Annotated in this window: 12 protein-coding genes; 11 read left to right on the top strand and 1 reads right to left on the bottom strand. The window is 72.0% G+C overall.

The genetic code is table 11. The features are described 5' to 3' along the window. Positions 1–4: 4 nt before the first annotated feature. The 9 genes from GON04_RS22440 to GON04_RS22400 all read left to right on the top strand — a co-directional run bounded on the left by GON04_RS22440 (position 5) and on the right by GON04_RS22400 (position 9,360). Positions 5–373 (top strand): RidA family protein, encoded by a 369-nt coding sequence (locus tag GON04_RS22440; RefSeq protein ID WP_157400197.1) that lies wholly within the window; start codon positions 5–7, stop codon positions 371–373. Next, positions 370–2,406 (top strand): hydantoinase/oxoprolinase family protein, encoded by a 2,037-nt coding sequence (locus GON04_RS22435; protein WP_157400196.1) that lies wholly within the window; start codon positions 370–372, stop codon positions 2,404–2,406. Before GON04_RS22440 ends, GON04_RS22435 begins: the two co-directional genes overlap by 4 nt. Next, positions 2,406–4,067: a hydantoinase B/oxoprolinase family protein gene (locus GON04_RS22430; protein ID WP_157400195.1), complete on the top strand. Its 1,662-nt coding sequence runs from the start codon at positions 2,406–2,408 to the stop codon at positions 4,065–4,067. Before GON04_RS22435 ends, GON04_RS22430 begins: the two co-directional genes overlap by 1 nt. A 51-nt stretch (positions 4,068–4,118) precedes the next feature. Beyond that, a complete protein-coding gene (locus GON04_RS22425; protein WP_157400194.1) occupies positions 4,119–5,111 on the top strand; it encodes a Bug family tripartite tricarboxylate transporter substrate binding protein in 993 nt (330 codons plus the stop codon). Positions 5,112–5,398: 287 nt separating this feature from the next. After that, positions 5,399–5,926 carry a 2,4'-dihydroxyacetophenone dioxygenase family protein gene (locus GON04_RS22420; protein ID WP_157400193.1) on the top strand — a complete coding sequence of 176 codons (528 nt, stop codon included), beginning with the start codon at positions 5,399–5,401 and terminating at the stop codon, positions 5,924–5,926. Positions 5,927–5,931: 5 nt separating this feature from the next. Beyond that, the gene (locus GON04_RS22415; RefSeq protein WP_157400192.1) at positions 5,932–6,663 is read left to right on the top strand and encodes an SDR family NAD(P)-dependent oxidoreductase; all 732 of its coding nucleotides are present in this window, start codon (positions 5,932–5,934) and stop codon (positions 6,661–6,663) included. An 84-nt stretch (positions 6,664–6,747) separates the two neighbouring features. Further along, positions 6,748–7,716: a Bug family tripartite tricarboxylate transporter substrate binding protein gene (locus tag GON04_RS22410; protein WP_157400191.1), complete on the top strand. Its 969-nt coding sequence runs from the start codon at positions 6,748–6,750 to the stop codon at positions 7,714–7,716. Positions 7,717–7,724: 8 nt separating this feature from the next. Then, a complete protein-coding gene (locus tag GON04_RS22405) occupies positions 7,725–8,444 on the top strand; it encodes an SDR family NAD(P)-dependent oxidoreductase (protein WP_157400190.1) in 720 nt (239 codons plus the stop codon). A gap of 64 nt (positions 8,445–8,508) precedes the next feature. Next, positions 8,509–9,360, top strand: coding sequence for an IclR family transcriptional regulator (locus GON04_RS22400; protein ID WP_157400189.1), 852 nt, complete (start codon positions 8,509–8,511; stop codon positions 9,358–9,360). 27 nt (positions 9,361–9,387) lie between these two features. On the opposite strand, the gene GON04_RS22395 is transcribed toward GON04_RS22400, so the two are convergent. Continuing rightward, on the bottom strand, positions 9,388–10,467 hold the full coding sequence (locus GON04_RS22395) for a DnaJ C-terminal domain-containing protein (RefSeq protein WP_157400188.1): 1,080 nt from the start codon (positions 10,465–10,467) through the stop codon (positions 9,388–9,390). A gap of 347 nt (positions 10,468–10,814) precedes the next feature. Between GON04_RS22395 and GON04_RS22390 the strand changes: the two genes are divergently transcribed. Beyond that, positions 10,815–11,807, top strand: a complete 993-nt coding sequence (locus GON04_RS22390; protein WP_157400187.1) for a tripartite tricarboxylate transporter substrate binding protein — start codon at positions 10,815–10,817, stop codon at positions 11,805–11,807. Further along, positions 11,807–13,336 carry a UxaA family hydrolase gene (locus GON04_RS22385; protein ID WP_157400186.1) on the top strand — a complete coding sequence of 510 codons (1,530 nt, stop codon included), beginning with the start codon at positions 11,807–11,809 and terminating at the stop codon, positions 13,334–13,336. The genes GON04_RS22390 and GON04_RS22385 overlap by 1 nt, the downstream gene beginning before the upstream one ends. Positions 13,337–13,414: the final 78 nt, after the last annotated feature.

Here is a 13,414-nt window from a genome sequence, read left to right as displayed (position 1 = left end):
ACCCATGGACATCCAGAGAATCCAGCCCGGGCCGCGCCTGAGCCGGGCGGTCATCCACAACGGCGTGGCCTGGCTGGCCGGCATCACCGCGCCCGACCGTTCGCAGGACATCCGCGGCCAGCTCGCGCAGGTGTTCGACCGCCTCGAGCAGCACCTGCAGGACGCCGGCAGCGACCGCACCCGGCTGCTGTCGGCCCTGGTGGTCCTGAAGGACCCGGCGCGTGACTTCGCCGCCCTGAACGAGCTGTGGGAAGCCTGGATCCCCGCCGGCCAGGCGCCGGCGCGGGCCACCATCCAGGCCGGGCTGGCCGCGCCCGACATCCTGGTGGAGATCATCGTCACGGCGGCCGTGGCCCCGGGGGCGGCGCCATGACGGCCGACTGGCGTGTCGGCGTCGAGGTCGGCGGCACCTTCACCGACCTGGTCGCGCTGCAGGGCAGCACGGTGCGCATCGCCAAGGTGCCCAGCGTGCCGGGGCGGCCGGAGGAGGGCGTGTTCGCCGCCTTCGAGGCGGCCGGCATCCCGCTGGCGGCGATGGGCGACCTGGTGCACGGCTCCACCGTCGCCACCAACGCCGTGCTGGAGCGCAAGGGTGCGCTCACCGCGCTGCTGGTGACCCAGGGCTTCGCCGACCTGCTGCTGGTGCAGCGCCAGGACCGGCCCAAGGTCTACGAGCTGCGCTATGCCAAGCCGGCCCCGGTGGTGCAGCGGCGCGACGTGTTCGAGGTGCCCGAGCGCCGGCTGGCCGACGGCAGCGTGGCGCAGCGGCTCGACCTGGACGCGCTCGGCCCCCAGCTCGACGCATTCCTGTTCGCGCGGCCGTACCAGGCGGTGGCGATCTGCCTGCTCAACGCCTACGTCGATCCGGCGCACGAGCAGGCGCTGGCGGCCTGGCTGCGCCGGCACCGGCCCGACCTGCACGTGAGCTGCTCCAGCGAGGTGAGCCGCGAGTTCCGCGAATACGAGCGCGCCTCCACGACCGCGCTGTCGGCCTACGTGCAGCCCGTGATCGACCGTTACCTGGGCCGCTTCGAGGAGCGGCTGCAGGCCAACGGCTTCCGCGGCCGCTTCTCCGTCATGCAGTCCAACGGCGGCCGCCTGCCGGCCGCCGCGATCCGGCGCAACGCCATCACGGCGCTGTTCTCGGGCCCGGCCGGCGGCGTCACCGGCGCGGTGCGGGTGGCCGGCCTGTCCGGCTACCGCAACCTGATCACGCTCGACATGGGCGGCACCAGCACCGACGTCTGCCTGGTCGCCGACGGCCAGCCGGCGGTCACCTCCGGCACCGCCGTCGACGGCCTGCCGGTGCGCACGCCGGTGGTCGACATCGCCTCGGTCGGCGCCGGCGGCGGCAGCATCGTCTGGAGCGACAGCGGCGGCATGCTGCACGTCGGTCCGCGCTCGGCCGGCGCCGACCCCGGCCCGGCCTGCTACGGCCGCGGCGGCGTGCAGCCCACCATCACCGACGCCCACGTGGTGCGCGGCACCATCCGGCCCAAGGCCTTCCTCGGCGGGCGCATGGCGCTGGACGCCGCCGCCTCGCGGCGCGCCTTCGAGGAGCTGGCGGCGACCTACCGCGTCGAGGTGCAGCAGATGGCCGATGACGCGGTGCGCATCGCCGACGCCAACGTGGTGCGCGCCGTGCAGCTGATCTCGACCGAGCTGGGCGAGGACCCGCGCGACTACGTGCTGGTGCCGTTCGGCGGCGCGGGGCCGCTGCATGCGGCCCGCATCGCCGAGGAGCTGGGCATCGCGACAGTGGTGATCCCGGCCGACGCCGGCGTGCTGTCGGCCTTCGGCCTGGTGGCGGCGGAGTTCACCCAGTACGAGGTGCTGACGCGGCGCGTGCGCATCGATGCGCAGGCGCCGGCGGCGGTGCGCGAGGTCTTCGCGACCCAGCGCACGGCCGTCGAGCAGCGCTTCGCCGCCCTGGGCGTGGCGGCGCAGTGCCGCTACACGCTGACGCTGCAGATGCGCTTCGTCGGCCAGGCCTTCGAGCTGGACGTGCCGGTCGATCCGGCGGCGCTGCCCGGGCTGACCGAGGCGGCGCTGCAGGAGGCCTTCCTGGCCACCCACGAGCAGGTGTACTTCAGCCGCGGCGGGGCGGCTGGCAAGCCGCTGGAGATCGTGGGCTTCCGGCTCGGCGCGTCCGCGCCCGAGATGGTCGACCTGCCGCGCCGCTCGCTGGCGGCCGACCCCGGCCCGCTCGGCAGCACCGAGGTCTACGAGTGGCGCACCCGCCACGCCTGCGCGGTGGCCACGCGCGGCCAGCTGCTGGCGCGCGGCGAGGTGCCCGGGCCGCTGCTGCTGGAGGACGAGACCGCCACGATCTACGTCCCGCCCGGCTGGTCGGCCCGCAACGACGACGCCTGCAACCTGGTCCTGCAACGCAAGGGAGCAACCTGATGGCCCTCGATCCCGTCGACTACGCCGTGGTCAGCCAGGCGCTGGCCGCCGCCGCCCGCGAGATGGGCATCAAGCTGGTGCGCTCGGCCTATTCCACCATCGTGCGCGAGGCCCGCGACGCCTCGGCCGCCATCCTGGACCGGACCGGCAACGTCATCGCCCAGGCCGAGATGATCCCGATGCAGCTCGGATCGATGGGCGTCACCCTGCGGGCCTGCCTGGACGCCTTCCCGGCCGACACGCTGCGCGAGAGCGATTTCCTGGTCAACAACCACCCGTTCCACGGCGGCCAGCACCTGCAGGACGTGTTCATCTTCCTGCCGGTGTTCGTCGACGGCGAGCTGGTGGCGTTCTCCGGCACCGTCGCCCACCACCTGGACCTCGGCGGCGGTGGTGCCGGCCTGAACAACTCGGCCACCGACGTCTACCAGGAGGGGCTGCTGCTGCCGCCGATGCGTTTCGACTACGAGCGCGACTGGCAGGGCGGCAACTTCGAGCGGCTGCTGCGCGCCAATGTCCGCGTGCCCGAGCAGACGCTGGGCGACTTCAACGCCCAGTTCTCGGCCAACCGCATCGGGATCGAGCGCGTGCGCCAGCTGTGCCGGCGCTACGGCGTGGCCACCGTGCGCCAGGTGATGGTGGCGCTGACCGACCATGCCGAGTCGCAGCTGCGCGCCGCCATCCGCGAGATCCCGGACGGCACCTACTGCGGCGAGGACGCCATGGACGACGACGGCGTGCACGACCAGCCGGTCTGGATCCGGGCCCAGGTCACGGTGGCCGGCGACTCGCTGCGGATCGGCTTCGAGGGCACCGACGCCCAGGTCACCCGCAACATCAACGCGCCCTGGGCGTCGACGTTCTCGGCGGTCATGAGCTGCCTGAAGGGCGTGCTGGTGGGCTCGGACGTGCCGTTCAACGAGGGCAGCTTCCGCCCGGTCAGCGTGGACGTGCCGCTGGGCAGCATCCTCAACCCGCGCCCGCCCGCGCCGGTGCGGGCCCGCATGGAACCGTGCTACCGCGCCTACTGCGCCGTGATGAAGGCGCTGGCCCAGGTGGTGCCGGACAAGGTCATCTCCTCGGGCTTCGATGCCGCCCTGATCACCTGCCTGGCGCGGCTGGCCGACGGCCGCTACCGGGTCTGCCTGGAGACCTATGGCGGCGGCTTCGGCGCCAGCGCCGCCAGCGACGGCGCCGACGGCATCGCGGCGTCGCTGTCGAACACCACCAACTCGCCGGTGGAGGCGCTCGACATGGAATTCGAGCATTTCCGCATCGTGTCCTACGGGCTGGCCCGCGACTCGTTCGGCCATGGCCGGCACCGCGGCGGCGCCGGGCTGTTCCGCCAGTACGAGGTGCTGCAGGACGGCGTCGATTTCTCGCTCTATGGCGACCGCTTCCGCATCGCCCCCGACGGCCTGTTCGGCGGCCGCAGCGGCAGCCGGGCCAGCGCCACGCTGGTGCGGGCGGGGCGCGAGCTGCCGCTGGACCTGCGCCACACGGTGCGCCTGCAGCGCGGCGACCTGGTGACCATCACCACCTCGGGCGGCGCCGGCTACGGCGACCCGCACGAGCGGGCGCGCGCGGCCGTCGACGTCGACGTCGAGCAGGGATTCCTCGGCGCCGAGCAGGCGCGCGCGGTCTACGGCGAGGGCTGCTGACGCGGCCCCGGTCCTGGTCTTCCGCCTTCCACTGTCCCCAAGGAGCAAGCCATGCGAACGACTCCCTTCCTGCGGTTCTGCGGCGCGGCCCTGAGCGTGCTGGCGGCCTGCGCGGCCCTGCCGGCGGCCGCGCAGACGGCGCAGCCGTGGCCGGCGCGGCCGGTGCGCATCGTCGTGCCGTACCCGCCCGGCGGCACCACCGACATCCTGGCGCGGCTGCTTGGCGAGCACCTGAAGGACGAGTTCGGGCAGCCGTTCGTCATCGAGAACAAGCCGGGTGCCGGCACCGTGTTCGGCTCCCAGTTCGTGGCCAGTTCGCCGCCCGACGGCTACACGCTGATGATGGCCACGGTGAGCACGCTGGCCATCAACCCGGTGCTGCTCAAGAAGATGCCCTACCGGCCCGAGAAGCTGGTGCCGGTGTCGCTGCTGGCCAAGGCGCCCTTCATGCTGGTGGCGTCGCCGGCGTTCCCGCCGAACACGGTCAAGGAGATGCTGGAGTACTACCGCGCCAAGCCCGGCGAGGTGAACCTGGCCGGGCAGGGAACGGGCGGCTCGGCGCACCTGGTGGGCGAGATGTTCAAGGCGGCGGCCAACGTCCCCGACCTGACCATCGTGCAGTACAAGGGCAGCGCACCGGCCAACGCCGACGCCATGGCCGGCCACGTGCAGATGCACTTCGACGGCATCAACACGGCGCTGCCGCTGGTGCAGCAGAAGCGCCTGAAGGCGCTGGCGATCACCGGCGATGCGCGCGTGCCGGCCGCGCCCGACGTGCCGACCTTCGTCGAGTCGGGCTATCCCAGCGTGGTCGCGACCTCGTGGTACGCGCTGGTCGCGCCGGCGGGCACGCCGCAGCCGGTGCTGGACCGGCTGAACGCGGCCAGCAACCGCGCGCTGGAGACGCCCGCCTTCAAGAGCCGGCTGTCGGCCGAGGGCGCGGTGGCGGGGGGCGGCACGCAGGCCGACCTGGTCCGCTTCGTCGAGGCGGAGACCGCCACCTGGCGCAAGGTGATCGCGCCGCTGAAGCTCGACGTCGACTAATGGCCGGCTGACCGGTGCGTGGGGCGCTGCCTCACGCGCCGGTCTTGCGGCGCGCCGCGGCCGCTGCTGCGGCCGCACGCCCGTCAGCCCACGCTGGAGGCCGCGATGCCGCGGCCTTCCCTTTCCCGCACATCGGTCTGATGGATCCCGGAGCCCGGGTCGCCGGCGCCCCGCTCGAGCCACGCCTTGTCACCTTGATCAGGGTTATCCCAGGGCTCCAAAACCCTAGGCCTGTCTACAATGTGGATAACTGTCCAATATGTGGACGAACCCTTTGAAGGAGCCGCATGCCCGTTGACCGCGCCGATCCCGAGCCGATGACGCCCTACCAGTACCCGAACCCGCGCGAGGCCCTGCCCGAGATCGTGGTGCCGAACGCCATCCCGACGGACGACCGGGTCTGGGTGCCGCAGGCGGAGAACGTCTGGTTCCGCCCGCTGTGCCTGAACGCCAGCCAGGGCTACTGGATGAATCTGCTGAAGGTGCGCAAGTCCGGCGTGCTGAGCCGGCACCGCCACCCGCAGGCCGTGCACGGCTTCGTGCTCAAGGGCCGCTGGAAGTACCTGGAGCACGACTGGGAAGCCACCGAGGGCAGCTACGTGTTCGAGCCGCCCGGCGAGACCCACACGCTCTACGTGCCGGAAGACGTCGAGGAAATGATCACCTACTTCCAGGTCAACGGTGTCATGTACTACACCGACCCCTGGGGCAAGGGCATGGGCTACGAGGACGTCTTCACCAAGATCGACATGTGCCGCAAGCACTACGAGGCCGTCGGCCTCGGCGCCGACTTCACCGACCAGTTCATCCGCTGAACGCCATGGCGGACGACAAGGCGAAGTACGACTTCGCGGGCCGGGTCGCGGTCGTCACCGGCGGCGCCAGCGGCATCGGCGCCGAGGTGGGGCGGCAGTTGCGCCAGGCCGGCGCGACGGTCGTGTCCTGGGACCTGGCGCCGGCCGACGAGGCGGGCACGGCCCTGGCAGTGGACGTCACCGACCGCGCCGCGGTCGACGCCGCCGCGGCCGCCACGGCGGCGCGCTGGGGCCGCATCGACTTCCTGGTCAACAGCGCCGGCTTCGCGGGCCCCACGGTGCCGCTGGATGACTACGACCCCGCGCAGTGGACGCGCATCGTCGACGTCAACCTGGTCGGCGTCTTCAACGTGTGCCGCGCCGTGGTGCCGCTGATGCGGCGCGCCGGGCAGGGACGCATCGTCAACATCGCCTCGCTAGCCGGCAAGGAAGGCACGCCCAACGCGTCGGCCTACAGCGCGGCCAAGGCCGGGGTGCTGGCCCTGACCAAGTCGCTGGGCAAGGAACTGGCGACCACCGGCATCCTGGTCAACGCCATCGCGCCGGCGGCGGTGCGCACCGCCATCCTCGACCAGATGGCGCCCGCCCACGTGCAGACCATGGTCGACAAGAGCCCGATGCGGCGCCTGGGCGAGCCGCCCGAGGTCGCCGAGATGGTGGCCTGGCTGTGTTCCGGCTCCTGCAGCTTCAGCACCGGCGCGGTGTTCGACCTGTCGGGCGGCCGCGCCACCTACTGAGACCCGCAAGCGATCCGATTCCCGGTGCAGGTCCCTGCACCGACCCCAACCGCTGACTTCAGCAACAACCCGATGGAGACTTCCATGACCTTCAACCGTACCCGCCGCGGCCTGACGGCCCTCGCTGCCCTGCTGGCCCTCGGGGCCGGCGTCGCGCAGGCGCAGACCGACTTCCCGAGCCGCCCGATCGAGCTGGTCGTGCCGTTCCAGCCCGGTGGCGGCACCGACGCCCTGGCGCGTTCGTTCGCCGATGCCAGCCGCAAGCACATGCCGCAAAGCATGATCATCGTGAACAAGCCCGGCGCCAGCGGCTCGATCGGCTGGCAGGACGTCGCCGCCGCCAAGCCCGACGGCTACCGCCTCGCGGTCATCACGGTGGAACTGGCCACGCTGCCGCACATGGGCATCGGCAAGATCTCCTACGAGGACCTGCAGCCCATCGCCCAGCTCAACGCCGACCCGGCTGCCATCACCGTGCGCGCCGATGCGCCCTGGAACACGATCGAGGAGTTCCTGGCCGCCGCGAAGAAGGACCCGGGCAAGATCGGCGTGGCCAATGCCGGCAATGGCTCGATCTGGCACCTGGCCGCCGCCGCGCTGGAGGAAAAGACCGGCGTGAAGTTCAACCACGTCCCGTTCCAGGGCGCCGGCCCCGGCGTGCTGGCGCTGCTGGGCGGCCACGTCGATGCGGCGGCCGTCAGCCCGGCCGAGGTCAGCACCTACGTGGCGGCCGGCAAGCTCAAGACCCTGGCCGTGATGGCCGACCAGCGCGTCAAGGGCTTCGACAAGGTGCCCACGCTCAAGGAGCGCAAGATCGACCTGAGCATTGGCACCTGGCGCGGCATCGCGGCGCCCAAGAACACGCCGCCCGAGGTGGTGGCCTACCTGAAGAAGCTGGCCCTCAACGCGTCGAGCGAGCCGGCGTTCCGCGAAACCCTGGACAAGCAGAACCTGGGCTTCGTCTACGCCGACGACGCGGCCTTCAAGGCGGTGATCGCCCGCGACAACGCCTACTTCAAGTCGCTGATCACCAAGCTGGGCATCAAGAACTGAGGCCGGCCATGACCTACCAGCCTGGCCTGTTCAACGGCAAGCGCGCGCTGGTGGCCGGTGCCACCCAGGGCATCGGCGCCACCATCGCCAACCACCTGGCCGCGCTGGGCGCGCAGGTGACGGCCCTGGGTCTCGGCGCCGGCGACGGCACCCTGCAGGCGGCGGTGCAGGTGCGCCAGGCCGACGTCACCTCCAGCGCCGACCTGGACGCGGCGCTGGCCGACATCGGCGAACTGGACATCGTCTTCAACTGCGCCGGCATCATCAAGCGCGGTGCCGAGCACGACCTCGAGGTGTTCGAGCAGGTGCTGGCCGTCAACCTCACCGGGACCATGCGCGTGTGCACCGCGGCGCGCGAACGGCTCAAGGCACGGCGCGGCTGCATCGTCAACACCGCGTCGATGCTGAGCTTCTTCGGCGGCGGCCTGGTGCCGGGCTACTCGGCCAGCAAGGGCGGGGTGGCCCAGCTGACCAAGTCGCTGGCCATCGCCTACGCACCGGACGGCATCCGCGTCAACGCGGTGGCGCCGGGCTGGATCGCGACGCCGCTCACCCAGGCGCTGCAGGACGACCCGGCCCGCGCCGGCCCCATCCTGGCGCGCACGCCGCTGGCGCGCTGGGGCACGCCCGACGACGTGGCGCGGGCAGCCATGTTCCTGTGCACGCCGGCAGCCGCCTTCATGACCGGCGTCGTGTTGCCGGTGGACGGCGGCTACATGGTGTCCTGACACGCTGGCGTTCCAGGGGCGGCGCCGGTCATTACCATCCGGGAGTTCCATCCTGCTGCGACCGATGTCCGATCCCTTCCTGCCGCCCGCCGATCCTGGCGACGCCGCGTCGCCGGCGGCCCAGGTCGCCGGCACGGCGTCGTTCTCGAAATTCATGCACGTGCTGCAGCTGGTGGCCGACTGGCCCGAGGGCCGCGAGCGCCCGACCGTGGCCGGGCTGGTGCGCGCCAGCGGCTACCCGCGGCCCACGGTGCACCGCATCGTCGCCGGCCTGCTGGCCGAGCGGCTGCTGGTGGAGGGGCAGGGCGGCAGCGGCCTGGCCCTGGGCCCGCGCCTGATCCAGCTGGCCAGCCGCAGCTGGGGGCGCTCCGAACTGCGGCTGGTCGCGGCCGACGAGCTCAAGCGGCTGCGCGACCTCACCGGCGAGACCGTGCACCTGGCCGTGCCCAACGGCAACACCATGGTCTACATCGAGAAGCTGGAAAGTCCCAGCGCCGTGCGCATGGCCTCGCGCATCGGGACCAGCGTCTCCATGCACTCGACGGCGGTGGGCAAGGCCTACCTGGCCGCGCTCGAGCCCGGCGTCCTGGACGGCGTGCTCAAGGGACTGGAGCTGCGCCGCCACACGCCCAAGACCGTGGCCGACCGCGCCAGCCTGCGCCAGCAGCTGGACGCGACGCGCGCGCGCGGCTGGTCGGTCGACGACGAGGAGAACGAGTCGGCGATCTACTGCTTCGGCGGCGTGATCCGGGGCCATGGCGGCACGCCGGTGGCCGCCATCAGCGTCAGCACGCTGATGTTCCGGCAGAAGGACGACCCCGAGCGGGCCTACGTGGCACCGCTGCTCGCGGCCTGCGCCGCGATCTCCGCCCGCATCGCCGAGACGCCCTCGCTGTCCGCGCCCGACATGGTGTGAGGCGGTCCGCCGCGGGCCGGGCGCTGCTCAGCGCCGCTTGCGTTCGCGCGGCGTCGCCTGTCCCTGCCAGCGGTCCACCCGGCGCTGCCAGGCCGCCAGGCGCTCATGGGCCGCGGTGCCGGGCGCGCCGGAGTTGCTGGCCACCAGGCGGTCGACCGCCGCCTCCTGCGCGCGGCTGAATTCGGCCGGGAAGGTGGGCACGACCGTGACGATGCAGTCGGCCGCCGCGCCGCCGGGCTGCCACGGCAGGCCGGCACCCTTGATGCGGTAGTTGGCCGCGCCGCGCAGCAGCTTCATCTGGCGCAGGCCGTGCGGCGTCGGCACGTCGATCCAGCGGTTGGCCATCCAGGCGAAGCCGTCCACCGGCAGTTCGAGCCGCACGGTCCCGTCGGCCTCGGCCTCGAACAGGGCATGGGGTTCCAGCCGCACCCGCACGCGCACCCGCTGCGGCTGCCTGGCATCCCGGCCCTGGACCCGGGCGGTGCCGTCGAGCAGGTCGCCGTCGCGCACGCCGGCGGGAATGTCGACGTGGCCGCGGTACTTGCGCGGCGCCGCCTTGCCGGTGGCGTCGCAGGCGGGGCAGCCCTGGCGGGTGCTGCCGTGGCCGCGGCAGGCGCTGCACTCCACCAGGGATGCGCCCCAGCCGAACCAGAACGGCTGGCGCACCTGGCCGGCGCCGCCGCATTCGCTGCAGCTGCTCGCGTGCGCCTGCAGCCCGCTGCCGGCGCACTCGGCGCAATCGTCCACGACCTCGCCGCGTACCTCCCTGCTGCAGCCGGCCACCACCTCGTCGAGCGTGACCGCGACGGTGTGCTCCTGCAGCGTGTCCATCGCCGAGTCGGGCGCCTCGTCAGGCTCGTTCGCCTCGTTGGCCTCGTTGGCCTCGCTGGCTTCGGTCGCGGCCGCCGCTTCGGCCGCCGCCTCGTCGCGGGCGCGGCGGATCTCGTCCAGGGCGCGGTTGATCTGCTGGATCTTGCGCAGCGCCTGCGGGCTGGCGTTGCGGTCCGGGTGCCAGCGCGCGGCCAGCCGCCGCCAGGCGGCCTTGACCTCGGCATCGGACGAGCCGGGCGCCAGGCCGAGTTCGTGGTAGCAATCGTCGACGTTCAATCCATGCTCCGGATGCGGTTTGCTGCAGTGCACAAGGGTAGCGGACAGCCACAGCCGCAACGGTGACCGGCCGGCGCGAGGGGGCGCCGACCGCAACAAATTCAGGCCGGTGTTGTCAGGACCGGAATCGACCGTCCGCGGCAGCGCGTCAGTGGCAGGCTGCCTCGGAGCGGATCGCCTCGTCCACGCGGGCGCCCGAAGCGCGGCAGGGTGGGGTGCTAGTTAACGACCGCATCATGAAGCCATGCCGTTTCTTGATTGGCCAGTTATGACGATCCGCGCCACCATTGCGGTTCCGAGCCCCAGTCAAAGCGGGCCGTTTCGCCATCCATCACACGAGGAAGACAATGCATCGCGTTTCGCCCGATCGCCGCCGCCTGCTGACCGCGTCCGCGGCCGGAGCCGCCGGCCTGCTGCTGCCGGCCTGGGCCCGTGCCGACGACTATCCGTCGCGTCCCATCACCTTCATCTGCCCCTGGCCGGCCGGCGGCACCGCGGATGCCTCGATGCGCGCCATCTGCCAGGTCGCGGCGCGCACGCTCAAGCAGCCGGTCACGGTCGACAACCGGGCCGGCGCCGCCGGCATGATCGGCGCCAAGGCCATTGCCGCCGCCAAGCCCGACGGCTACACCATCGGCCAGATCCCGATCTCGGTCACCCGCTTCTCGCAGCTCGGTTCGCTGCAGGCCGATCCGCGCAAGGACTTCACCTATCTCGCCCGCACCTCCGGCCAGACCTTCGGCATCGCCGTGCAGCCGGACTCGAAGTTCAAGACGCTGCACGACATGGTCGCCCATGCCAAGGCCAACCCGGGCAAGGTGACCTACGCGCACGCCGGCGTCGGCGGCGCGACGCACGTGGGCATGGAGGAGTTCGCCATGGCAGCGGGCATCCAGCTCAACGCCATCGCCTACAAGGGCGGGTCGGCGGCCCTGAACGACACCCTGGGCGGCCAGGTCGACATGCTTGCCGACTCCAGCTCGTGGGCGCCGCACGTCGAGGCCGGCAAGCTGCGCCTGCTGGCCACCTGGGGCGAGGAGCGCACGCCGCGCTTCAAGGACACGCCGACGCTCAAGGAGCTGGGCTACAAGGTGGTGGTCGATGCGCCCAACGGCATCGGCGCGCCGGCCGGCCTGCCGCCCGAGGTGGAGAAGCGGCTGCGCGATGCGTTCCGCCTCGCCGTGCAGAGCGAGGAGTTCAAGTCGGTGGCGGCCAAGATCGACGCGCCGGTGATGTACCTCGACGGTCCGGACTATCGCAAGTACGTCGGTCAGGTCTACGACCGCGAGACCCAGCTGATCGAGCGCCTGAAGCTCAAGGAACTGCTCGCGAAGGGTTGATGCCGGTGCACGACAGTCCCCTCATCCGCCTGCACCCGGACGACAACGTCCTGGTGGCCAAGGCCCCGCTGGCGCTGGGCCAGGCCCTGCCCGAGTTCGGCGTCAAGGCCCGCGCCCAGGTGCCGGCCGGGCACAAGATCGCGGCCCGCGCCATCGCCGAAGGCGAGCCGGTGCGCAAGTACAACGCCGTCATCGGCGTCGCCGCGCGCGCCATCGAGCCGGGGGACTATGTCCACGCCCACAACCTGCGGCTGGTCGACTTCGCGCGCGACCCGGGCTTCGGCCTCGACGTCCGGCCGGTCGACCACGTGCCCGAGGCCGAGCGCGCCACCTTCATGGGCTACGTGCGCGAGGACGGGCGCGTGGGCACGCGCAACTTCATCGGCATCCTGTCGTCGGTCAACTGCTCGGCGACGGTGATCAACCGCATCGCCGCCCATTTCACGCCCGAGCGGCTGAAGGCCTTCCCCAACGTCGATGGCGTCGCCGCCTTCGCGCAGACCACCGGCTGCGGCATGTCGTCGCCCAGCCCGCACTTCGACCTGTTGCGGCGCACGCTGGCCGGCTACGCCCGCCACCCCAACATGGCCGGCGTGCTGATCGTCGGCCTCGGCTGCGAGCGCAACCAGGTGGCGGACCTGGTCGATTCGCAGGGCCTGGAGAAGGGCCGCCTGCTGCGCACCATGGTCATGCAGGAGGTGGGCGGAACGGCCGAGACCATCGCGGCCGGCGTCCGCGCCATCGAGGAGATGCTGCCGCTGGCCAATGCCTACCGCCGCCAGCGCGTGCCGGCCAGCCACATCAAGGTGGGGCTGGAATGCGGCGGCTCCGACGGCTTTTCCGGCATCACCGCCAACCCCGCGCTGGGCGCCGCCATGGACATCCTGGTGCGCCACGGCGGCACCGCCATCCTGTCGGAAACCCCGGAGATCCACGGCGTCGAGTACATGCTCACGCGCCGCGCCATCTCGCCGGCGGTGGGCCAGAAGCTGCTCGACCGCCTGGCCTGGTGGGAGGACTACACGCGCGGCCACAACGGCCAGTTCAACGGCGTGGTCGGCCCCGGCAACCAGGCCGGCGGCCTGGCCAACATCTTCGAGAAGTCGCTCGGCTCGGCGATGAAGGGCGGCACCACGCCGCTGCAGGGTGTCTACGAGTACGCCGAGCCCATCGACCGCAACGGCTTCGTGTTCATGGATTCGCCCGGCTACGACCCGGTGGCCGTGACCGGCCAGATCGCCAGCGGCGCCAACCTGATCTGCTTCACCACCGGCCGCGGCTCGATGTTCGGCTCCAAGCCGGCGCCCACCATCAAGCTGGCCAGCAACAGCGCGATGTTCCACAAGCTGCGCGGCGACATGGACATCAACTGCGGCGCCATCCTGGACGGCGAGGTCGACGTGCCGCAGATGGGCCAGCGCATCTTCGACGCCATCCTGGCCCATGCCTCGGGCGAACCCACCCAGAGCGAGCGGCTCGGCCTGGGCGACAACGAGTTCGTGCCCTGGCACCTGGGCATCGTCAGCTGACACGACGGATGCCATCCCGGGCGCGACCCGGGGCCCGAGCGGCGCCGCACCAGGCGCCGCACATGAACACAACCATCG

The sequence above is a fragment of the Ramlibacter pinisoli genome (genome assembly GCF_009758015.1).
GTDB lineage: Bacteria > Pseudomonadota > Gammaproteobacteria > Burkholderiales > Burkholderiaceae_C > Ramlibacter > Ramlibacter pinisoli.
The sequence above is the reverse complement of the archived record's forward strand: the minus strand, read 5'-3'. Positions and strand labels throughout refer to the sequence as shown.